General features: G+C 52.6%; 27 protein-coding genes and 2 pseudogenes. 13 read left to right on the top strand and 16 right to left on the bottom strand.

From position 1 onward, the window contains the following. Positions 1–622: 622 nt before the first annotated feature. Positions 623–793 (top strand): hypothetical protein, encoded by a 171-nt coding sequence (locus EV12_RS14125; RefSeq protein ID WP_193742162.1) that lies wholly within the window; start codon positions 623–625, stop codon positions 791–793. 337 nt (positions 794–1,130) lie between these two features. Here the strand turns inward: EV12_RS14125 and EV12_RS14615 are convergent, their stop codons facing one another. Together EV12_RS14615 and EV12_RS05500 are read right to left on the bottom strand one after the other, a co-directional pair. Next, positions 1,131–1,322, bottom strand: coding sequence for a hypothetical protein (locus EV12_RS14615; RefSeq protein WP_241466468.1), 192 nt, complete (start codon positions 1,320–1,322; stop codon positions 1,131–1,133). A 270-nt stretch (positions 1,323–1,592) separates the two neighbouring features. Continuing rightward, positions 1,593–2,189, bottom strand: coding sequence for a hypothetical protein (locus tag EV12_RS05500; RefSeq protein WP_072014287.1), 597 nt, complete (start codon positions 2,187–2,189; stop codon positions 1,593–1,595). 253 nt (positions 2,190–2,442) lie between these two features. On the opposite strand from EV12_RS05500, the gene EV12_RS14895 reads away from it, so the two are divergent. Beyond that, positions 2,443–2,943 carry a Nif11-like leader peptide family RiPP precursor gene (locus EV12_RS14895; protein ID WP_072014285.1) on the top strand — a complete coding sequence of 167 codons (501 nt, stop codon included), beginning with the start codon at positions 2,443–2,445 and terminating at the stop codon, positions 2,941–2,943. 142 nt (positions 2,944–3,085) lie between these two features. On the opposite strand, the pseudogene EV12_RS05485 reads toward EV12_RS14895, so the two are convergent. Then, positions 3,086–3,541, bottom strand: a pseudogene (locus EV12_RS05485) (transposase); the annotation flags it as partial. 352 nt (positions 3,542–3,893) lie between these two features. Here EV12_RS05485 and argS point away from each other — a divergent pair. The 3 genes from argS (at position 3,894) to EV12_RS14120 (ending at position 7,467) form a co-directional block, all read left to right on the top strand. Next, positions 3,894–5,705 (top strand): arginine--tRNA ligase, encoded by a 1,812-nt coding sequence (argS, locus tag EV12_RS05480; RefSeq protein WP_036913030.1) that lies wholly within the window; start codon positions 3,894–3,896, stop codon positions 5,703–5,705. Beyond that, complete coding sequence (locus EV12_RS05475; protein ID WP_052039436.1) at positions 5,705–6,838, top strand: pyridoxal phosphate-dependent aminotransferase; 1,134 nt, start codon at positions 5,705–5,707, stop codon at positions 6,836–6,838. The genes argS and EV12_RS05475 overlap by 1 nt, the downstream gene beginning before the upstream one ends. A 401-nt stretch (positions 6,839–7,239) precedes the next feature. After that, positions 7,240–7,467 (top strand): hypothetical protein, encoded by a 228-nt coding sequence (locus EV12_RS14120; protein WP_152563008.1) that lies wholly within the window; start codon positions 7,240–7,242, stop codon positions 7,465–7,467. Positions 7,468–7,508: 41 nt separating this feature from the next. Here the strand turns inward: EV12_RS14120 and EV12_RS05465 are convergent, their stop codons facing one another. After that, the gene (locus tag EV12_RS05465) at positions 7,509–7,772 is read right to left on the bottom strand and encodes a hypothetical protein (RefSeq protein ID WP_152563009.1); all 264 of its coding nucleotides are present in this window, start codon (positions 7,770–7,772) and stop codon (positions 7,509–7,511) included. A 46-nt stretch (positions 7,773–7,818) separates the two neighbouring features. On the opposite strand from EV12_RS05465, the gene EV12_RS14115 reads away from it, so the two are divergent. Then, the gene (locus EV12_RS14115; protein ID WP_193742161.1) at positions 7,819–7,959 is read left to right on the top strand and encodes a hypothetical protein; all 141 of its coding nucleotides are present in this window, start codon (positions 7,819–7,821) and stop codon (positions 7,957–7,959) included. On the opposite strand, the gene EV12_RS05460 is transcribed toward EV12_RS14115, so the two are convergent. The 8 genes from EV12_RS05460 to prfB all read right to left on the bottom strand — a co-directional run bounded on the left by EV12_RS05460 (position 7,956) and on the right by prfB (position 12,786). Continuing rightward, positions 7,956–8,186, bottom strand: a complete 231-nt coding sequence (locus EV12_RS05460; protein ID WP_036913020.1) for a hypothetical protein — start codon at positions 8,184–8,186, stop codon at positions 7,956–7,958. The two genes, EV12_RS14115 and EV12_RS05460, sit on opposite strands and share 4 nt — an antisense overlap. Before the next feature lie 371 nt (positions 8,187–8,557). After that, entirely contained in the window at positions 8,558–8,734 is a 177-nt protein-coding gene (locus EV12_RS14110; RefSeq protein ID WP_193742160.1) for a hypothetical protein, read from the bottom strand. 275 nt (positions 8,735–9,009) lie between these two features. Then, entirely contained in the window at positions 9,010–9,750 is a 741-nt protein-coding gene (locus EV12_RS05455; RefSeq protein WP_036913018.1) for an MBL fold metallo-hydrolase, read from the bottom strand. A gap of 26 nt (positions 9,751–9,776) precedes the next feature. After that, positions 9,777–10,385, bottom strand: a complete 609-nt coding sequence (locus EV12_RS05450) for an anthranilate synthase component II (RefSeq protein WP_036913016.1) — start codon at positions 10,383–10,385, stop codon at positions 9,777–9,779. Between the two features lie 14 nt (positions 10,386–10,399). Then, entirely contained in the window at positions 10,400–10,858 is a 459-nt protein-coding gene (locus EV12_RS05445) for a diacylglycerol kinase family protein (RefSeq protein WP_011827314.1), read from the bottom strand. Positions 10,859–10,882: 24 nt separating this feature from the next. Next, positions 10,883–11,446: an rRNA maturation RNase YbeY gene (gene ybeY / locus EV12_RS05440; RefSeq protein WP_036913014.1), complete on the bottom strand. Its 564-nt coding sequence runs from the start codon at positions 11,444–11,446 to the stop codon at positions 10,883–10,885. Between the two features lie 7 nt (positions 11,447–11,453). Beyond that, positions 11,454–11,645, bottom strand: coding sequence for a DUF3285 domain-containing protein (locus tag EV12_RS05435; protein ID WP_011131429.1), 192 nt, complete (start codon positions 11,643–11,645; stop codon positions 11,454–11,456). Positions 11,646–11,657: 12 nt separating this feature from the next. Beyond that, positions 11,658–12,786, bottom strand: a protein-coding gene (gene prfB / locus EV12_RS05430) for a peptide chain release factor 2 (protein ID WP_152562288.1) whose coding sequence is annotated in 2 segments (ribosomal slippage) — positions 11,658–12,710 and positions 12,712–12,786 — 1,128 coding nt in all. Because the reading frame shifts where the segments join, the coding sequence is not laid out codon by codon here. A gap of 80 nt (positions 12,787–12,866) precedes the next feature. On the opposite strand from prfB, the gene grxC reads away from it, so the two are divergent. Together grxC and gshB are read left to right on the top strand one after the other, a co-directional pair. Beyond that, positions 12,867–13,130, top strand: coding sequence for a glutaredoxin 3 (gene grxC, locus EV12_RS05425; protein WP_036913008.1), 264 nt, complete (start codon positions 12,867–12,869; stop codon positions 13,128–13,130). A 4-nt stretch (positions 13,131–13,134) separates the two neighbouring features. After that, positions 13,135–14,061, top strand: a complete 927-nt coding sequence (gshB, locus tag EV12_RS05420; protein WP_193742159.1) for a glutathione synthase — start codon at positions 13,135–13,137, stop codon at positions 14,059–14,061. Here gshB and EV12_RS05415 read toward each other — a convergent pair. Next, a complete protein-coding gene (locus EV12_RS05415; protein WP_036913003.1) occupies positions 14,025–15,446 on the bottom strand; it encodes an isochorismate synthase in 1,422 nt (473 codons plus the stop codon). The two genes, gshB and EV12_RS05415, sit on opposite strands and share 37 nt — an antisense overlap. A gap of 71 nt (positions 15,447–15,517) precedes the next feature. Here EV12_RS05415 and menA point away from each other — a divergent pair, with 71 nt between their 5' ends. The 4 genes from menA to EV12_RS05395 are packed head-to-tail and all read left to right on the top strand — an operon-like array spanning position 15,518 to position 18,981. Beyond that, positions 15,518–16,492, top strand: a complete 975-nt coding sequence (gene menA, locus EV12_RS05410; RefSeq protein ID WP_036913055.1) for a 2-carboxy-1,4-naphthoquinone phytyltransferase — start codon at positions 15,518–15,520, stop codon at positions 16,490–16,492. Between the two features lie 4 nt (positions 16,493–16,496). Further along, positions 16,497–17,465 (top strand): o-succinylbenzoate synthase, encoded by a 969-nt coding sequence (locus EV12_RS05405; RefSeq protein WP_036913001.1) that lies wholly within the window; start codon positions 16,497–16,499, stop codon positions 17,463–17,465. Continuing rightward, positions 17,462–18,700, top strand: coding sequence for an AMP-binding protein (locus EV12_RS05400; RefSeq protein WP_036912998.1), 1,239 nt, complete (start codon positions 17,462–17,464; stop codon positions 18,698–18,700). Before EV12_RS05405 ends, EV12_RS05400 begins: the two co-directional genes overlap by 4 nt. Before the next feature lie 2 nt (positions 18,701–18,702). After that, a complete protein-coding gene (locus EV12_RS05395) occupies positions 18,703–18,981 on the top strand; it encodes a TM2 domain-containing protein (protein ID WP_036912996.1) in 279 nt (92 codons plus the stop codon). Between the two features lie 156 nt (positions 18,982–19,137). Here the strand turns inward: EV12_RS05395 and EV12_RS05390 are convergent, their stop codons facing one another. Next, complete coding sequence (locus EV12_RS05390) at positions 19,138–19,593, bottom strand: acyl-CoA thioesterase (protein WP_036912993.1); 456 nt, start codon at positions 19,591–19,593, stop codon at positions 19,138–19,140. Here EV12_RS05390 and EV12_RS14105 point away from each other — a divergent pair. Beyond that, complete coding sequence (locus EV12_RS14105; RefSeq protein ID WP_193742158.1) at positions 19,592–19,762, top strand: hypothetical protein; 171 nt, start codon at positions 19,592–19,594, stop codon at positions 19,760–19,762. The two genes, EV12_RS05390 and EV12_RS14105, sit on opposite strands and share 2 nt — an antisense overlap. 489 nt (positions 19,763–20,251) lie before the next feature. Here EV12_RS14105 and EV12_RS14600 read toward each other — a convergent pair whose 3' ends face one another. Together EV12_RS14600 and EV12_RS14595 are read right to left on the bottom strand one after the other, a co-directional pair. After that, the gene (locus tag EV12_RS14600; RefSeq protein ID WP_036912990.1) at positions 20,252–20,464 is read right to left on the bottom strand and encodes a hypothetical protein; all 213 of its coding nucleotides are present in this window, start codon (positions 20,462–20,464) and stop codon (positions 20,252–20,254) included. Positions 20,465–20,478: 14 nt separating this feature from the next. Further along, positions 20,479–20,538: pseudogene (locus EV12_RS14595) on the bottom strand (DUF2752 domain-containing protein); the annotation flags it as partial. Between the last annotated feature and the right edge of the window lie 81 nt (positions 20,539–20,619).

Here is a 20,619-nt window from a genome sequence, read left to right as displayed (position 1 = left end):
TGAACTTTTAGAGCGTGCCTTCGGCAAGTCCCGATGATGTAGCTCTTTAGGCCGATGCGATCTAGGTCTGTGATCAGCTTTAACCTTTAACTCCTTTCTCAAAACAGGCTTCCTCTTTTGAGTTGAGTTGTTGGTGAACCCCGAGCCCCGCCATTGTGCGGGGCTTTTAAATGCCTAAAGCCATCCAATAGCTGACTCCTTCTTGACTTTATTTGCTCAAATACGTATGCACTAGATCAGAGTAAAGCTGTTGATATTTATTTGAGACTAAAAAATAGGATACAACCATTAGCTCCTTAAATTCTTTTAAATTATCAACTAACCAACCCATCAGAAGCGGACCTCATATCACCATCTCTGATCTCATGTGTTTTTCTAAATCTCACCGCAACTTGATGCCACTCCTCAGGAATTTGGTTGAGCCGAAGATCCCAATCCCAGCTCCAGGTAGGGGCAAAATTTTGACGAGAAGGTTGATCTGAGCCTGTCACCAGCTTTTCACCAATAACTGCTCCGGTCTACACCAGAAAGAAATAGGAGTTTTCACCAGAAAGGCTGAGATCTTGTAGGAGTCGAGGGAAAACAACCCAACACAACTCACACACTTATCACCTTTAAAACAATGACTACTTTCAACACTGACTACAACAACACTGAATTACTTGATCAAGAGCTGACTACAGCTGAACTATCAGAAGTATCTGGAGGCTGTACTTACCTAGATTGCCCAAGCATGAAGGACAGAGAAGCTGGAACTATCCCACAAGCGAAAATGTACATTTACTACCGGTGACTACAGCTGAATATCAGAAGTACTGTGTGTGCGACGCGGAAAGCTGAGACCAGTTGGGACTGTGGAGCTGGCGGCCACAGGCCGAGAAGGTCTACAACCTCAGGTGACCGCACCAGCCTAAAACACACGCAAAGCCCCTGATAATGCAGGGGCTTTTTATTTCTTTAACCACTTCCATATTCGCTTAAAACGACATCCGATACCTGGCACTATTGACTTGCAGAAAGTTGCCTTGATGTCTTCTTTGGCAGGCAACAACTAGCAATAGTTTTTCGTATTCATCACAAATTTGCCTTTAAACCCTTTTGCCCTAAAACTACTTATACCCTCAACTTAATCACCACAGCAACAGACGTGAATCACCATCTCTGATTCCATTGGCTTTTCTAAATCGCACCGCAACTTGATACCACTCGTCTGGGATTTGGTTGAGGCGAACATCCCAATCCCATGGCAATCGTTGTTGACCTGGAGAAACCCTCTTCTTCTTGCTTCTAGTTTTTGCACTACTAACTAGTCGTTTGAGCATGCGACTACCCCAGTGCCTCCTCGGAGCCCTTTTACTGTGATGGCGATAACCCTGGCAGAAACGCTCATAGCGCTTGGCAGATCCATCCAGGGATGCCGATAGCTTTAAAAAGGTCGGGTGGCAGTCACTGATGCTTGTAAGATTTAGCTGCTAATCAATCATTTGTCAGGAGTTTGAGCCGTGATTCCTGAAACTATCCTTTCCCCTTGTTTCCCCTGTGATTTAGTGTTCCAACCAACTGCGCAGTGAAATCTGCTTTTGGTAGTTGATTCAACCCTTTTGTTTGCATCCAGGGGGCAGAAGAGGAAGGATCCAAGTTTCTGAACCCAATGAGTGCTTGCCAAGTAGACGAAATCCCAAGCTTTTCGCGTATCTCATGCTTGGCTTGCGCATGCTTGGATTGATGTTTTCAGCTATTAAATAACGTGCACGAGAATCCCTTGGGCAGCTTTCGGATGTAAATCCATTGAAAAATGCTTTATATAATGGATATGCTAGGCGAAAGAACTGAGCCTTTCTTTTTTCCTTTCGGATATACATTGTCTGATGATATGCGTGGCTTCCAAAAAGTAGTGATACATCCATTTTTACTAGTTTTACAAAAGCTACGCCAATGATTTCGCCAGAGCGGCTAAGAGCTAAGGCCGCAGGCATTAAACTAGAATCGCGTTTACTCTGTTCAGTTGAAATTGTGCTTAGGCTTTCATAATTGATAGCAGTACCATAGCTGTTCATTTCCTCGAGGAAATATTTCTCATGTTCTGCCCAAAAACTATCGAACTTCGACGCATATTCTGCATTTATATCTGGAAATACAAAAGTAAAGTCAAAAACCTCATTTGGCTTTGTGGTGGTGATACCGTTCATGCCTTTATGCATAGAAAAAACCTCATTATAGAATTGAGACTTTGCATTTTATGAATTGGTTGATTTGGTTTGGAGTGAAACAAGTGAGCCTAAGAGATTTTTCAAACATCAAGCTGCTAATTTGCTCCAATCAAGCCTCGCTGGCTTTCCTACTCATGGCATTGTATGTTTAAATGTTAAACATAGCAGAATTCAGTCACATGCTTCGCTATGGTATCAAGTAAATTAATTATTTTTTATTTTCTAATTCCAAATGTCACAAGAGCAAACTCAGGCATTTATTAAAAAGGTTCAAATAGAACCTTCCCTGCAGGAACAGCTAAAATCAGAAGGAGGAACAGGAGCTGCTCCCGAAGCGATTGTAGCAATTGCAAAAAGTGCAGGGTTTGAAATCAATGTAGAGGATGTGAAAAGAAGGAGGAGAACAAAGTCATTCCTCGACAAGGTTCAAATAGATCCTTCCCTGCAGGAACAACTAGAAGGGAAAGGAGATGATCCTATTGCGATTGTAGAGGTTGCTAAAGCTGCTGGGTTTGAAATTAATGTAGAAGATGTCGTCGCTTATCAAAATAGAGAACTCACTGACGAGGAACTAGAAATGGTTTCTGGTGGAAGCAAAGGTAATAATCGTCCGAGAAGTGGTGGGTTCGATGGGGGGAATGGTCAGCCATGGTCGGCCGACCCCGATTCGCATATGCGGGGTGCGGGCATGCGAGCGGCACTAGAGGGAGCTTGGGGTTATCCGGGTCTGTAAAAAACTTATTTAAATCAACTGATCTGGGGGATCTCAGTGAAGTTCGAGAAAGAGGGGATCAATGTGATGATTTTTTGCAATCAATTAAGTCGAAGATAACAGTTCTGACATCACTATCTCGTAAAATGCGACACCGTCATGTCTCTGATTGCAACCTGTTGTAGTGGCCAAAATTGCTATAGTGGTTAAATAATCCTTTTCGTGCACCTGCAGCTTTGGGATTGGCATGGATATATCTGAGCGTGTTCAACAGTCGCCTGTGATCTTTGGGGTGGATCGGCGTTGAGAAATACCTGGCCTCCCAGAAGTGCCCGCAACGCCCGCTCAAACGGTTTAGAGCCATGGCGGAATACCACGCGAACCAGTGCATCAACCTGGGCAGCTCCTTGGCTTCTTCTGGCTTAACGAGCAAGTGAAGGTGGTTAGCCATCAGGCAGAGCCCATAAACCTTCACCGCAAACTTTTGCTGGGCCTTTTTAAGTACCGCCAACAACAGATCACGCCTAAGGGCTTTGGCAATTAAGAACTGCCGGCTATTGCAGCGCAACGTGATCTGAAAACTGCAGCCAGATGGCAGTAAGCGTTGCGCTCGAACCATGCGTAGTACCCAGTTGTAGGCAGTAGGTCATCCGAGCCATGGGCTATGGGGTCTGACCAGAATCATCAGCAAGGGAACAACCAATAGCTGATCACGAGAACGAAATGATTAGTGCATTGGCTCTGCTTATTCAGCTTTTATTGAACCGCTTATTCCGCAAGAACTTAGACAGAGAAAGAAACTCTCAGGTATAGCCAGACAATCTTTGCCTGCTGCTCTTTCACCGTTCAACAGAGCAGCGCGCATTGTTGATGGTGATCGCTTCAGAACGTGCTGAAGCAGGCTGGCTGGCTGCCGGCATCGTGGTCAGTGATGATCATGTTGATTGCAGGCCCATTTCGCTTCGGAGTTCATGCTCAGCCTTGCCCACGCTCTGGAGAGTCAACTGCGTGCGGCGATCGACCGTGCCTTCCCTGAAGCCGCAGCCTCCGCACGTGTGAGTGGCGCTGGATTGGATCCACAATTGGCCCCAGCCAGCAAGCCTGAATTTGGTGACTTTCAGGCCAATGCGGCTTTACCCCTTGCCAAGCCGCTGAAGCAGCCTCCGCGTCAAATTGCTGCAGCGATTGTCGATCAGCTGATGGTCGATACGGCATTCAATGCCATTTGCTTGAAGCCAGAAATTGCTGGGCCAGGCTTCATTAATCTCACCCTCCGTCCCGAATGCTTGGCTGCTGAAGTGCAGGCAAGGCTTGCTGATGCCCGTCTTGGCGTGCCGCTGGTGGAGGCTGATGGCGATGGACAGGAACCAGCTCTAGTGGTGGTGGATTTCTCCAGCCCCAACATCGCGAAGGAGATGCATGTGGGGCACTTGCGTTCCACGATCATTGGCGATTCCCTGGCTCGAGTGTTGGAGTTTCGTGGACACCCCGTGCTGCGTCTTAACCATGTAGGCGATTGGGGTACGCAGTTTGGGATGTTGATTACCCACTTGAAGCAAGTGGCACCAGAGGCTCTTGAAACAGCTGATGCTGTTGATCTTGGCGATCTTGTGGTGTTTTATCGCCAGGCGAAGCAACGCTTTGATGACGACGAGGCTTTTCAGACCACCTCCCGTGAGGAGGTGGTGAAATTGCAAGGGGGTGATCCTCTTTCCTTGAAGGCTTGGAGTTTGCTATGTGATCAGTCGCGTCGTGAATTTCAGAAGATCTACGATCGACTCGATGTTCGTCTCTGTGAACGCGGCGAATCGTTTTATAACCCCTATCTCGAGAGCGTCGTTGAGGATCTAAATGTCTCCGGTTTGCTCGTTAGCGATGACGGCGCTCAGTGTGTTTTTCTTGAGGGTGTTACGGGTAAGGACGGCAAACCTCTGCCTGTGATTGTTCAGAAGAGTGATGGTGGCTTCAATTACGCCACCACCGATCTGGCAGCCATTCGCTATCGCTTTGCTGCTCCTCCCCAAGGTGATGGCGCTCGGCGTGTGATTTACGTGACCGATGCTGGCCAGGCTAATCATTTCGCTGGCGTCTTTCAGGTTGCTCAGCGCGCAGGTTGGATCCCTGATGCTGGTCGTCTCCAGCACGTGCCTTTTGGCTTGGTGCAGGGGGAAGATGGCAAGAAGCTCAAAACACGTGCTGGTGACACCGTGCGTTTGCGTGATCTGCTTGATGAAGCCGTGGAGCGTGCAGAGGCAGATCTGCGTAGACGTTTGCAGGAAGAGGGCCGGGATGAAGATGAATCCTTTATTGAGCATGTGGCTACCACGGTGGGGCTGGCAGCAGTGAAGTATGCCGATCTCAGCCAGAACCGAATCACCAACTACCAGTTCAGTTTTGATCGCATGCTTGCTCTGCAGGGCAATACAGCTCCCTATCTGCTTTATGCAGTTGTTCGTATCGCCGGTATTGCGCGCAAGGGGGGTGATCTTGATGCCACTACGGCTGAGCTTCAGTTCAGTGAAACTCAGGAATGGGCTTTAGTGCGGGAGTTACTCAAGTTTGATGCAGTGATTGCCGAAGTTGAGGAGGAGTTGTTATCCAATCGTCTCTGCACTTATCTGTTTGAGCTCAGCCAGGTGTTTAATCGCTTTTACGATCAGGTGCCGGTGTTGAAAGCTGAGCCACCATCTCGTAGCTGTCGCCTAGCGCTCTGCCGGCTCACGGCAGATACCCTAAAACTAGGGCTGTCGTTGTTGGGTATTCCCACGCTGGAGCGGATGTGATGGGGTCTTCACCTTCACGAATGAGTTCTGGTGCCCCCGCTCCTCGGTTGGAAGTGGAGTGTCTGAAGGCCTATAGCGCTCCACTTGAGGGTCGGCGTGGATTGCTACGGCTTGATTTCAATGAAAATACGATCGGGCCTAGCCCGCGTGTGGTCGAGGCGTTGCGAGCGATTCCTGCTGATCAGATCGCCGTTTATCCGGAGTACGACGGGTTGCAAAAAGCGGTGGTGGCCAATTTGAGCAATCGTGATCAGGGCCGACCAGGGCTGACCCAACCACTTAGCCCTAGTCAGATTGGCTTATTTAACGGCGTTGATGCTGCGATTCACGCCATTTTTCATGCCTATGGCGATCGTGGTGATCGCCTGCTGACCACGAGCCCTACCTTTGGCTACTACACGCCCTGCGCCCAGATGCAGGGGATGGAGATTCTGGCTATTCCCTATGAAGGCAGCGACTTTTGCTTTCCGCTTGAGGCGATTCGTAAGCGTGTGCTGGAGCAGAAGCCAAGGCTGTTGTTGCTCTGCAATCCCAACAATCCCACAGGCACTCGTTTGGCACCAGAACAGATTCAGCAACTTGCTATGGCTGCGCCTGAAACGTTGGTGGTAGTCGATGAGCTTTATGAGGCGTTCACGGGCGATAGCGTTTTGCCGCAAGCAGATTTCAGTGTTACCCCGAATCTGTTGGTGTTGCGTTCGTTAGCCAAAACCGCAGGTTTGGCGGGTCTTCGCATGGGGTTTGCGATCGGCTCTGCTGATGTCGTGGAGCGCATCAGTCGTGTGACTGGGCCTTATGACATCAATAGTTTTGCGGTAACAGCAGCTTTCGCGGCTCTTAATGATCAGGCCTATGTGGATGCCTACGTGGCTGATGTGTTGAAGGCGCGTGATTGGATTCGCGCTCGGCTTGAAGCCTCTGGTTTGCGTTACCACCTCGATGGAGGGAATTACCTGTTGATCTGGCCGCAGCAGCAACCAGCAGTGGTGGAAGCAGCCTTGCGCAAGCGGGGCATCTTGGTTCGACTGATGACTGGCAAACCTCTGATTGATGGATCCTTGCGGGTCAGCATCGGCAGCATTGAGCAAATGCAGCAGTTCTGGGAGAACTTTGCAGCGATCGTGTCTGTTTAGTCCCGACCATGACAAGCGGCAACACATGCCTGATGCAGAATTGAATTTCTTTTGGAGTCATAATGCGGGCTGCAATGTCCCTAGCTGACACCCTTATTTTAGCGATCTCGTTTTATTCAACTCCATCGAACCCCGCTCTAGTCGGGGTTCGATGGAGTACCACTGGTTCTGTCAATTGCCAACTCAATTTTCCCAGCCTGGGGGTTCTGTATTCATGAATCCAAGGGGTCAGTAACTAGGGTCTCCCAGCCTGGGGGTGCTGTATTTCCATGGGTTCTCTTGTCGACATATCTTTGGTTCTCTATGTTTTGAGTGTCTGCAATAATTCCTGGAATTTGAAGTAACCAAAAAATTTGTAATACGCCCCCATTAACTTCTTGCAGTTCATCGAAGTTTAGCTTTTGATCGAGCAGTTCAGTGTTGTTGTAGTCAGTGTTGAAAGCAGTAATTGTTTTAAAGGAGTGATTTTGGGTTTGGGGGTGTTGCCCCCTCGACTCCTTCAAGATCACAGCCTTTCTGGTGAGCCCTACTGCATAGCTCTGGTGAAGCACCGGAATAGTTCTGGTGAGCTTCTGGTGAACTGCTCAGATCCCAGTCAAAGCCTGGAAGTGAAACTCCACAGCCAATAAAAAACCCCGCTTGTGGCGGGGCTTTGCTTGGCACGATTGCTTTAGTGCAAAACACCTGGGCCAGGATCTTCAGTTCCAGGTTCTTGGTGAACGCCAGCACTCCCCGCAATGATCGTGATGATTTTGATGGCTTCATCGGCATAGTCGCCAAAAGTGTGCTCTCCGTCGCCATTTCCAAAGGTTTTTTCGATCCACTTACCAACTTTTTTCTTGGCTTGTTTGCCGCCACCGCTGATCGCGGTAAGTGTGGCTAGATCGAGTTCTTGATCTGTGATCTCGTTGATGAGTGCAGTTGATTGAGCCATGTTTTTGTGTGTTGTGTGAGTTAGACGCGGAGGTGTTTCCCCCCCGATGAACACACCATCTCCCGAATCAATGGCACAGGTGATGACCGGCATCAAGCAGTGCTGTGATGTTGCTCACATCAGTGATGAGGCAATAAAACACCCCGCTATGGGCGGGGCTCTATATGGACGCTTACGGAATCATTAACCAATGTATTGCTCGCAAACCATGCGGCTAATGCCTGTTCTGGGATCACTCACCTGCCGACATGTTTCGTTGGCACCAACAGTCTCTAGTTGATCGCCCGTGGCAGGCTGATAAACGGGTGTCTCACAGGCAATACTTGTACCACCAGATACTTGTGATAGTTCTGCAGTAGTCAGCTCTTGATCGAGCAGTTCAGTGTTGTTGTAATCAGTGTTGAGATCAGACATGGTTTTAAGTGAGTTGAGTGAGTGATGTGTGGGGGTGTTGCCCCCTCGACTCCTTCAAGATCACAGCCCTTCTGGTGAACCCCACTACATAGCTCTGGTGTAGACCCCTCGAAGTTCTGGTGAGCTTCTGGTGAACCGCTCAGATCCTTGTATGAGGCTGAAGTGCAGACACCAAAGCCATGAAAAAACCCCGCTTGTGGCGGGGCTGAGTATTAATTAGTGCCAGGTATCGGAGGCTGATTTATGGGATTAGTCAGGCTATTGAAGCAATAAAAAAGCCCTGCGGTTGCAGGGGCTTTGATGCAAGCAGACTAGTTACACGAGACAACTTCCCTATAACCACTCATATTGCGAACATTTACACGTAAAAGTCACATTCTACTAACCAAAATATCAACTCTACGCTGTTGCTGCTTCTTAATATCTTTTAAAACCAGCTCTCTATAGCTTAAAAATTCTACGCCACCTGCCACGCATTCAAGCTGTTCAATCGTCAGCTCTTGATCAAGTAGTTCAGTGTTGTTGTAGTCAGTGTTGAAAGTAGTCATTGTTTTAAAGGGGATAAGTGTGTGAGTTGTATTGGGGGTGTTGCCCCCTCGACTCCTTCAAGATCACAGCCTTTCTGGTGATCCCCACTTCATAGCTCTGGTGTAGACCCCAAGAGGTTCTGGTGAGCTTCTGGTGAACCGCACAGATCTCAGTAAGAGACTTAAGTGCAGACACCAAAGCCATTAAAAAACCCCGCTCGTGGCGGGCCTCAATGCATGCTTAGTCCCAAGGCTCTTTTCAGCCCCGAGACTATTGAGTTAGTTTTGCTGATTCCTCAGCGCATCAGATCGATTACCGGACCATCGCTTAGCCCTGCAGGCAAGCTGAAGCTGGTGCCCACTTGCTGCACAGGTGTACTCCCCATGGCATCAAGGAAGGGTTGAATATCACCTTGGTCGCAGTTGCTGGGCGCCTCGCCGCGCACGTATTGAACTGGAATGACCCGTCGGGGATTGAGCTCCTGCACCGTTTGCGCTGCTTCTTTGCCGTCATAGACCTTGGCTCCACCGCCAACGCCAATGATCAAGACATCGGGGCGTCCAAGCAGCACCTTGTCTTCGCCTGAAAGCGGTGCGGCGCTACCGCCGAGGTGGGCAAACTGCAGTCCCCCTTGCTTCCAGCGCCAGAGTGTGGCTTGGCCAAAGCGGCGACCACCAAGACGGTCGTGAGGAGCTGCAAATCCTTCCAGGTTGAGTCCGCCGATGCGATAGGAGCCCGGCTCGACAAGAAACTTGCCGCTTGCGACTCCTCTGGCGCCTTCGTCGGCCAGCTCTGAACTGGCAAGGATCACCGTGGCATTAACGCGGGGTTCACCAAGGCCTGCAGCGCAGCCCACGGCCTTGAATGGGTTGAGCAACACCGATTGCCCACCACCTCGGATCATGAGGGAGCTATGGCCATAACTGGTGATGGTGACTCCGTTCGCCACGGCAGAGAGGGCGGTGGTGAGAACTAGGCCTATCGCGGAAAAAGCGGACAGGCTGAGGGACCTCAGGGCTTTGAATCGTGCGGGCATCAGTAAAAGCCGTCAGGCTCAGGAAGTTAGCAGTGCTTTTCGATTGGTTCAGCCAGCCTTAAAAAGTTGCTGAGCAGTTGGTGGCCTGCTTCAGTCAACACACTTTCTGGATGAAACTGCACACCTTGAAGATGTTGGTGGGCTCGATGTCGCAAGCCCATGATCGTGCCGTTTTCAAGCCATGCTGTGACTTCTAGGCAGTCCGGCAGGCTCTCTCGCTCTGCAATCAGGCTGTGATATCTGGTAGCAGTGAGTGGTAGGGGTAAGCCTTTAAACAGCCCTTCGCCGTTGTGCAGCACAGGCGAGGTTTTGCCATGCATCAGTTCATCAGCTTGCACCACCTTGCCTCCGTAGGCTTGAGCTAGGGCTTGATGCCCCAAGCACACCCCGAGGGTGGGGATTGTGGGAGCCAGCTCGGTAAGCACCTCCATGCAAACTCCGGATTGATCAGGATTGCCCGGACCAGGTGAGAGCAGGATGGCGGCGGGGTGTAGCTCCCTGATTTGGCTTAGGCAGAGAGCATCGTTGCGCTCAACCCGTAGATCAGCAGCTACAGGATGCTTTGCGGCCAGTTCCCCTAAATACTGCACCAGGTTGAAGGTGAAGCTGTCGTAGTTGTCGATAATCAGGAGCATGGGGCTGCAGGGCGTCAGAGCCCTAGGCGGATCAGTAGAGGAGGTAGCAGCAGCAGCAGGGCAATCAGTAGAGAGCTAATGGCGGCAACCATGACAGCAGCAGCAGCAGTGTCTTTGGCGATGCGGGCAAGGGGGTGAAAGCGGCGACCGATTGCTAGGTCCACCACAGCTTCGATGGATGTATTGAGCAACTCCAGAACCAACACTGCCGCCACCGTGAGAACCAATACGGCTAGATCGTTGAGATTCAGTTGCAGCCAGAGCCCCAGACCGAAAACGACGGCGCCGATCACGACATGGATGCGGAAGTTGCGCTGACTGACGATGCCATAGGCCAGACCTTGGGCTGCGTAGCGAAAACTGGTTGGTAGGTCTGCGGCAATTCGCCAGGCGCCCCGCCGGGCAGCTTGATGCCCTTGGCTGGATAGTGGGGTGATCTCTTCGGACAACAAATTGTTGGTCTGAGGGAGCATGTAGTGATCTCTTGGATTGCATCACTAGTGGTGATGAACCTTACCGTTGATGCTGAGAAGTTGCTCCTGGTAGCTCAGCATCGTTTTCAGGCTCTGATCTGTTGGGTGGTCCCAGCCCAGTAGATGCAGGAGGCCATGGCTTACCAGCCAGCGGAGTTCTAGGCCAAGTTCATGGCTGTGTTGTTTGGCTTGGCGTTGTGCTGTTTGCACTGAGACGACAATGTCGCCCAGTTCGACGCAAGTGTCTGTTGGTAGGACGAGGCTGTTATCCACTGCTGGGAAGGAGAGGACGTCAGTCGTTTCAGATCGTTGGCGCCAAGAGTGATTCAGTTCGGTCATGGTGGCGTCATCCGTGAGTTGAAGTCCCAGGCTGAGCATCGGGCTGAGGCGCACAATCTCAGGACAGGTCAGGGTTGGGTCACGACGGACGCTTTCAATCCAGGCTTTGAGGTCTTGCTGCCAGGGACTTGCATTGGTGAGGCGGCGCTTTGTGTCTGCATCAACCAAGCTCGTCAAGGCATCATCGTTGGCGGGATGAAAGGCCAGATCGAGGTCGAGGTTGATCGGAGAGGATTGATTTGCGCTCATTCGCGCATCAATGGGGAAGTGTTGGCCTGCCTAGCCAGGCGATCATCAGGATGAACCCCACAACGCCAAAGGCGGTGAGGCCGAAGTGCCAGAGGCTTTGTCCACCTTTGCGCACCATGTTGCGCATCGCTAGTTTCACGAAACTTGGCGGTGGTGTTGCTTGTGATGGAGGCTCCTTGGAGCTTGGATCTGTCGTCATTGCATGTCTGATTTAGCTATCCATATCACTGCCTGGACGATCGACACCCTGACGCAGCAGGGTCTGAATGAATCGGTCTAAATCACCATTCATCACCGCTTGCACGTCTGTGGTTTCTTCTGCTGTGCGCAGGTCTTTCACCATTTGGTAGGGATGGAAGACATAGTTGCGGATCTGATTGCCCCAGGCAGCTTCAACGATATCGCCGCGGATGTCAGCGATCTCGGCAGCACGCTGCTCCTGGGCGATCACCATCAGTTTGGCTTTCAGGAGAGCCAACGCCTTCTCTTTGTTTTGTAGTTGTGAGCGCTCTTGCGTACAGCGCACGGCTAATCCTGTTGGGATATGCAAAATGCGTACGGCTGTCTCCACCTTATTGACGTTTTGGCCACCGGCGCCCCCGGAGCGGCTAGTGGTTACTTCTAGATCTTTCTCGGGGATATCGAGCTCTACTTCCTTATCGATTTTTGGCATGATCTCCACGCCTGCAAAGCTTGTTTGGCGCTTGCCATTGGCGTTGAAAGGAGAGATTCTCACCAAGCGGTGGGTGCCCTTTTCATTACGCAGGTAGCCGTAGGCATAGCGGCCTTCAATCTCTACCGTGGCGCTTTTAATTCCTGCCTCTTCCCCTTCGGAAAGCTCGTCCACGGTCACTCTCATGTCGTGATCCTCTGCCCAGCGGGTGTACATCCTGAGCAGCATCTGAGCCCAGTCTTGAGCATCTGTGCCACCAGCCCCAGCGTTAATTGAGAGCACGGCTCCTTCCTTGTCGTACTCGCCGCTCAGTAGTCGTTCGAGCTCCCAGCGATCAAGGCCTTGGCGCAGCTGTTGAAGCCCCGATTGGGCTTCGCTCAGTATCTCGTCGTCTGGCTCGAGGTCGTAGAGCTCTAAGGTTGCCTGGGCATCATTGACGGCACTACGCCAGAGCGTGATTTGCACCAGCTGGGCTTTGACTTCGTCCAGCTGACGCATCTGCTTCTGGGCGTTTTGCTGGTCGTCCCAGAAATCTGGTTGAGCAGCGAGTTGCTCAAGATCTTGTTGGCGAGCGTTTAGAGCAGGGACGTCAAAGACAGTCCTGGGCTTGGCCCAGGCGGTCGGTGAGCTCAGAAAGATCGCGTTTGAAGTCGGTGAGGTCCAGCAACGTTGGTGCTTGAGTCCAGCGATCTGACGCTATCAGCGGGTCCAGCCTGAATAGGATCTCAGTGACGTGATCACAGTGCCATGGCCAAGGTTGAGATCTATACCTGGCAGTCATGCCCATTCTGCCTGCGTGCCAAGGCTCTCTTGGATCGCAAAGGGGTGAGTTACCAGGAGCACGCCATCGATGGCGACCAGGAAGCTCGCGCAGCGATGGCGAGCCGGGCTGGGGGTAGTAACACGTTGCCCCAGATCTTTATCGATGATCTGAGTATTGGTGGCTGTGATGAGTTGCATGCCCTTGAGGGGGCTCAAAAACTTGATGGTTTGCTCCAAGGCAAGGTCTGACGCCATGCGACACCTGTTCGTTTTGGACCCCTTGCAGTGCATTCAACCCGCCAAGGATTCCACAGCTGCTTTGATGCAGGCGGCCCAACGGGCATCGATTGAGGTTTGGGCTTGTACACCCGCTGATCTTCAGGCTCGCGGAGATCAGCTCTATGTGATTGCCATCCCTGTGGTGCCTGAGCCTTGGATTAGCACCGGTGAGCCGCAGAGCCTTCCTCTGACTGACTTCGCCTGCATCTGGATGCGTAAGGATCCTCCGGTCGATGAGGCCTATCTCTATGCCACCCATTTGCTCGAGCTGGCCGAGCGGACTGGTGTGTTGGTGATTAATCGGCCAGCAGCGTTGCGGGCCTGGAATGAAAAGCTCGGTGCGCTGCGTTTCAACAGCCTGATGGCTCCCACGCTTGTGGCCAGTCGGGTCAGTGAGCTTGCGGTCTTTGCCCGTGAGCAAGGAGAGGTGGTGCTCAAACCTTTAGGGGGTCGAGCTGGTCAGGGGCTGGTGCGAGTCGCTGGTGCCGCTCCCGGACTTGAGGCCTTACTGGAGTTGGTCACGGATCAGGAGCAGCTACCGGTGATGGCTCAGCGGTTTTTGCCGGCTGTGATTGAAGGAGACAAGCGCATCCTGTTGGTGGATGGAGAGCCTCTTGGTGCAGTGAACCGACGTCCTAAGGCTGGAGATTTTCGCAGCAACCTTGCCATGGGTGGACGCCCTGAACCCACAGAGCTAGACAGTCGTGAATTGCAGATCTGTGCAGAATTGGCACCCGTTTTGAGAGAACAGGGTTTGTTTTTTGTGGGAATTGATGTGATTGATGGCCTGCTGAGTGAGATCAATGTCACCAGTCCCACTGGCATTCGTGAGGTGGAGCGCCTCAAGGGGGTTCCCCTCGCTGATCAAGTGATTGCGCGTTTGCTGCTCAGTCTTGGTTGATCCTTGGTACGCAGGTCGAGTTGGTCGGCCAGTACAGACAGCTTCATGCCAACTTCTTGTAATTCCCGTTCGACCACAGACCCTCGGACCAAACCAGCTCCGGCGGTGAGATCAAGCACTGTCCCGCGTGCGTGGCCACAACGGATGGCCACGCGCAGTTCCGTGTCGCCTTGGCTGTCGATCCAGCCAATCGGCGCCGCATAGCTGCCACGTTCAAAAGGTTCCAATGTGCGCAGCCAGGCCATCGCCTCCCGGCAAGGCAGACCCGCTACCGCCGGCGTTGGGTGCAGAATTTTGGCCAAATTGAGGGATGTTTGACCAATGGCATTGGCTGTAATCGGTGTATGCAGATGCACCAGTTGGCCATGACGAGCGAGTTGGGGGTTTCGTGGTCGCCGTGGTGTCAGCCCTTGATTGCACAGCTGACTGGTAATTGAGGCAACGACAAGTTCATGCTCGCGGCGGTCCTTTTCCGAGCGGAGCAGTTCTTGTCCATCGTCATTGCGATCAGCAGTGCCGGCCAGAGCGTCGGTGCGTAGCTGATGACCTTGCAGGCTCAGTAGCCGTTCAGGCGAAGCCCCAAAAAAGGCATCCTCGTGGGTTCTTCGCCATAAGAAGCGGCAGCTACCTGATTGCTGTTGGCGTAGCTTGACCAGTACTGGCAGCGGGTTTAAGGGTGTTTGGAGCTGAATGGATTGGCGCACAGCCAGCACCAATTTGTTGAGCTCACCGCTGCTGACTAAATCCAGTCCCCGTTTGAGAGCTGGTCTGTAACACTCCTGCCAGGGCTGGAGTTCTGTGGTGCCGCGGACGCTGCTGGGCCAGCAATCTTTTGAATTGTGATTGGGGTCGAGCAGGTTTTCCGCCATCAGCCAAAGTTGTTCTGCCAGGTCCCGTGCTTCTGCTTGCTGGGTGATCACGCCATTGAGACGCAGCCAACCGTGTCGACCCTGGCGGCTGAGTTGCCAGCGTGGCAGTACCGCCTGCACTGCACTGGTGCGGATCTGGCTGCGTTGTCGTTCTGCGGGATGGTCGAAAAAGGAAAAGGCCAGCAGGATTTTTGGTCGGGCCTGAGCAGGGGCGTTGGGCGTCGCGTCTGTGAGGCGTGCCAGGGTTGTATCGCTGAATCGTTGGGCCACCTCAAAGCGTCTGGGGCCTGCAAGATCAAGGCTTTGGCACTGACCTGCTGCTGCAAAGCAAAGGCCGGGTGCACTATCCCAGAGAAACTGGAAGGGATGCTCATCGGCTAGTAAGGGCAGGTGGTACAGCGGATCCACCTCGTCGAGAGGCAGGGCCAGGCTGAGGACACCTTCATCGCCCTTGCGTTCGCACCAGCCCCGGGATGCGGCAGTTAAAAGGTTGCTGAAACTACGGTCAGCTGTCATCCGGGATGGGAGTTGAGCGCGGGTGCTGCTCAAATGTATGGGCCTTTCCCTGGTTTCCAGGCTTCTTTCCCATGCCAGACCAGCAGGATGTTGCATCCCTTTACGCCAAGGCCTCCACAAGGCGAGCTCTTTGGAAAGCCGCGATCAAGTGGCCGATGTACTCCGTGGCAGTGATGCCGGCGTTGCTGGCGGCAGGTTGGCGGGTTGGGGCCGGCGAAGCAGTGCGTCTTGACCAACTGCTTGGCTTTTTGGTTGCGGCTGTGCTGCTTTTGCTTTGGGAAAACCTCAGCAACGACCTCTTTGATGCAGATACCGGCGTGGACAGCTTCACCAAGTTGCATTCGGTGGTTGCGCTGCTGGGTCAGCGGAGGCCTGTGCGCCGATTTGCCCACTTAGCGCTCGTGCTGGGTTTGTTGTTGATGTTGGTGTTGGCTTTGCGCAGTAGTTCTGCTGTGCTCTTTTTGGTGCTGGTGAGTTGTGGTTTGGGTTACCTCTACCAGGGGCCGCCCTTTCGCTGGGGCTACATAGGCCTTGGTGAGCCTTTGTGTTGGTTGGCTTTTGGCCCTTTCGCTACTGCCGCTGCCTTGTTGGCGTTGGCACCGCTCAACGCTGATGGATCAGCTATTCCATGGACAACGGCGTTCACCCTGGGGAGTGGTCCGGCCTTAGCGACAACCTTGGTGCTCTTCTGCTCTCATTTTCATCAAGTCGCTGAAGATGCGGCTTTTGGCAAACGATCGCCTGTGGTGCGCTTGGGCACAGCTCGTGCGGCGGCTCTGGTGCCCTGGATGCTTTCGCTTGTGTTTGTTCTGGAGTGGATCCCTGTGCTGCAGGGAGATTGGCCGCTGACGGCTCTGCTTGGCGGCCTGGGATTGCCTGCAGGAGCAGCGCTGATCCGTTTGCTTCGCCATCACCATGATCAGCCAGAGAAGATTCGTGGTAGCAAGTTTTTGGCATTGCGCTTTCAGGCGCTCAATGGCTTGGGGTTGAGCTTGGGCCTAGCGCTAGCTCCTTGCTTTGGCTTTGCGATGTCTAGCGCAGCTTGAGTTGATGGTTTTCAAGTTTCAGTGCAAACCGTTTTCATTTCGTTTGAGTCGGGTGTTGCAGACGGCTCAGGGGGTTGTTGAAGAACGGCAGGGTTGGTTGCTGAGATTGGAGGATTCCGCTGGTCGTTGTGGTTGGGGGGAGGTAGCTCCGATGGATGCCGCTGGTTTAAAGGCCTGCGGCGATTGTTTGGTCAAGCTTCGCTTGCCACCAACGCGTTTGGAGTTGGAGGATGGCATGGCGTTTTGGCCTGCGCCCTTAGCTTTTGGCGTGGGTGCAGCTTTGGCGGAATTGGATGGCCTCGTGGGGTCTGTGGCAACAGGCGGTTGGCTCGCGGCGCCTGCCTCGGCTGTGTTGTTGCCGGCCGGTGAGGCCCTTTTGAATGCGTTGGATTCCATGCTTGAGATGGATGCCTCAGCAGCTGATCCCTTCACTGTGAAGTGGAAGGTAGCGGTCGCTCCGGATGCACTGGAGCGCCGTCTCTTGTTGCAACTGTTGGATCGGCTGCCAGGCCATGCGCGCTTCAGGCTTGATGGCAATGGCGGTTGGGATCGCAGTGTGGTCAGCTGGTGGGTGGAGCGATGTCTGCAGGATCCGAGGCTGGAATGGTTGGAACAACCTTTGCCTGCTAGTGATCTTGAGGGGTTAAGAGCTTTGGCTCAACAGGCTCCCGTGGCTCTTGATGAGTCGCTTCTGCTTGAGCCATCACTACGAGAGTCATGGTCTGGTTGGCAGGTGCGGCGTCCGCTCTTAGACGGTGATCCAAGACCTCTGCTACATGAGCTGCAGGAGGGTGTGGGCTACCGGATGTTGAGCACGGCCTTTGAAACCGGCATTGGTCGGCGTTGGCTCCACCATCTCGCTGCTTTGCAGCATCAGGGCCCTACACCAGTGGCTCCTGGCCTGGCCCCGGGTTGGTGCCCTGATGGACTTTTATTTAGTGCTGATCCTGAAGTGGTCTGGGCTGCGGCATGAGGGAGTTGGTTGCCCTGCGTTGCAATCCCGCTCAGGCGGAGCAAAAGGCCTTGCAGCTAGCTCAGGCCTTGGGAAAAGGCGATTGGGTGCAATTGCTGCCGCCCGTGGGTGGTACTCGGGGTTTGATCCCTAGGGATCTTTTGCCTGATGGTCCTGGTGTGGTGGTGGCCAGTGGAGGCACATCCGGCGGACAGCAGCACTGTTTGCAGCCTTGCAGCCATCTCGACTTATCAGCTTCGGCCACAGGTCAATGGCTCCAGCAGCAGGGTTACGACCTGCAGCAATGCATGTTGCTTAATCCTTTGCCGTTGCATCACGTTAGTGGCTTGATGCCTTGGTGGCGTAGTCGTTGTTGGCGAGTTGGGCATGCATGGCTACAGCCTGGCTTGATGAGGGATCCAGACGCTTTGGAGCAGTTGTGTGGGTCGTTGCCGGGATGGGGAGAGCAGCCTGTCTTGATTTCTTTGGTGCCAACACAGCTGCAGCGTTTGTTGACGCACACCGCTGGTGTGCGTGTATTGAAAGCTTGTGCTGTGATTTGGGTTGGTGGAGCAGTGCTCTCGTCAGCGTTGATGAAAGCGGCACGGGCCGAAGGGTTGCGCTTGGCACCCTGCTATGGAGCCACTGAGACGGCGGCGATGGTGACAGCGCTAGCTCCTGAGGATTTCCTGGCGGGTGCGACGGGCTGTGGATCACCGCTTGATGATGTGGAGCTGCAGTTGACGCAAGCAGGTGCGCTGCAAGTTCGAACAGAGCGGTTGGCGTTGGCGCGCTGGTCAGGTGAGGGCTTGGAGGATGTTCGAGATCAGCAAGGCTGGTGGACCTCTGGAGATGCTGGTTGTTTGACAACTGAGAGCAACCAGCTTCGACTCAGCATCGCTGGCCGTTTGGATGGTGCGATTCACTCTGGTGGTGAAACTGTTTTCCCTGAACAGTTGGAGGTCCGTTTACAAGCGGCGGCACAAGGTTTGCCTCTGGAGGCTGTGTTGCTGCTTGCCGTTGAAGACAGGGAATGGGGTCAACGCTTGGTTGCGCTTGTGCGTCCTGCTGCTGGGGTAAATGGAGAGGGTTTGATCAAGCAACTACGCCATCTCACTGCCGATTGGTCTCCTGCCGATCGGCCGATGCATTGGCGGCTTTGTCCAATACTTGCTCCGATGGCTAATGGAAAATGGCAACGGGGCCATTGGCAGCAATGGTTGCGGTTGCTAGAAGCGGAAAGTACAGAGCTTTGACTATGGCCAGTCTTTCTGATACTGAGCTCAGTAATAAGAAATTAGCCGCGGGTTTGCTAGGGATTTTTCTTGGTGCTTTAGGTATTCATAAATTCGTCATAGGCAAGAATAACCCGGCTATTATTATGTTGGTGGTTTCGCTTGCGGGTGGTTCCATTACATGTGGGATTGCATATGCAGTCATGCAGGTTATAGGTTTAATTGAGGGCATTATTTATTTAACACAAACACCGAAGGAATTTAAGGAGATTTATCTTGATGGTGACAAGGAGTGGTTCTGATGGTTGTTCCTTCGATGCGAACATTGCCACGGCTGGTGCTTGCAGGATCCGCTCTGATGAGTTGTAGTATCTTCGCTTCTTTGCCACATGATGCCTTTCATCCTTTTGCATTGATGGCAAGTTTTTTGCCGCTGCAGTTGGGGGCGTTGGTGTGGGTCAGATTGAGCCAATCTTCCCCAGGCCGGAAGCCTCCAGCCAGCGATCAATGCCTTCTGGCAGTGCACAACGCTGACGTGTCTGGGCATTGATCGCTAGATGGCGGATGAGAGCGTGGGCAGCGATCTGGTCTCCGCAGTTGAATTCGAAGTGAACTTGGAAGCTGTTTGGATTGAGTGGCTCTGGGCGTAGCTCGACAACCAAGGCGTCGCCGGTTTTTAGCGGACGTCGAAAATCTGCTTGACAGTGGATGATCGGTAAGGCGGCTACTGGTGTGATCTCAGAGTTGCGGCTGCCAGGAAAGATCTCTGCGGTGGTTAGGCCGTATTGCTCAAGACTTTCTTCCCATGCTTCATGACACCAGCGGAATAGCTGATGGAAATGCATCACGCCGGCGGCATCAGTATCGCCAAAACGCACGACGCGGCGCAGCAATAACCAGTTTTCTGGATTCATGTTTGGGATTCTGGTCGAAGGCGAAGATCACCATCATCATTGTGATGGGGTGTTGGCGGCAGATTTTATTGGTAGCTGCTGTGATCGTTTGAGTGTTGTAGATGCTTTCGCGGATGCGCTAGCGATTGACCTGCTGGACAATAACTGGCTGGCGATGTTATTGGTTTAATCAAGCATGTGGCTTAGAGTCAGTGTTCCCGTTCCTGTCTTTTGAGAGAAGACTGACGCCAGGATGAAATACATACAAGACCATTACTTCCACCACCGAGCTGATGATGTAACAGATCTACTGAGTAAAGGCAGACAAGCCATCCAAGCCAAAGAAGAACATCTTTAATGGATTGGGCAAGTGGCCCTTGTATAGTTATCAGAATTAATGCTGTGAATGAAGCGGTGTTAATACTGTCAGGCTCTCGAAATCATATACTTACCTTGAACCCTAATGGCTAGTCATGAGAGTCAACCTCAACGGGGAGAAGAATGCAGTAGGTAATGTCTTCGCGTATATCACGATTGGCTTGGCATTAGGTCTCAATGGATTGGTGATAGCAGCTTGGCTGATTTGGACAAGATTAAACTAGAAACTAGAAACGATGTATTTTGCTTTCAGTAGAAGGCTGCATAAGCCTCGCTAACAGTCCAAATCTATTCTTGTTTTTTATCTGTTTGGTTCGCTCAATGCGCGGGGAACCCTTGCATTCCTAGGCCAAAGTTCAGGCCAATTCTCACGAGCCAGTAGCTGATCAACGCAACGGCTGCCACGATCAACTGCCAAGCGTGGATGGCAAAGGGCATCAATCGGCGCTGCTGGATTGCCAGCACCGACCAGACGATCAACATTGCTGCCATTACTGGCCCAAAAGCATGCCATTGCACTGAGCTATTCAGATCTCCATGTAGTGCTTCAGTCGTGGCCCTAGTAAGGAAGCAGGTTGGGCAGGGAATGCCGCTGAGAGCTCTGAGTGGGCAGGGCCAGCCTGGCAGCGATGGATGCAGACCCTTGATCCACAGGCAGCCAGTGAGTGT

Source organism: Prochlorococcus sp. MIT 0701 (genome assembly GCF_000760295.1).
Lineage (GTDB): Bacteria > Cyanobacteriota > Cyanobacteriia > PCC-6307 > Cyanobiaceae > Prochlorococcus.
Note: the sequence above shows the minus strand (reverse complement) of the source record. Positions and strands in the feature narration are given on the sequence as shown.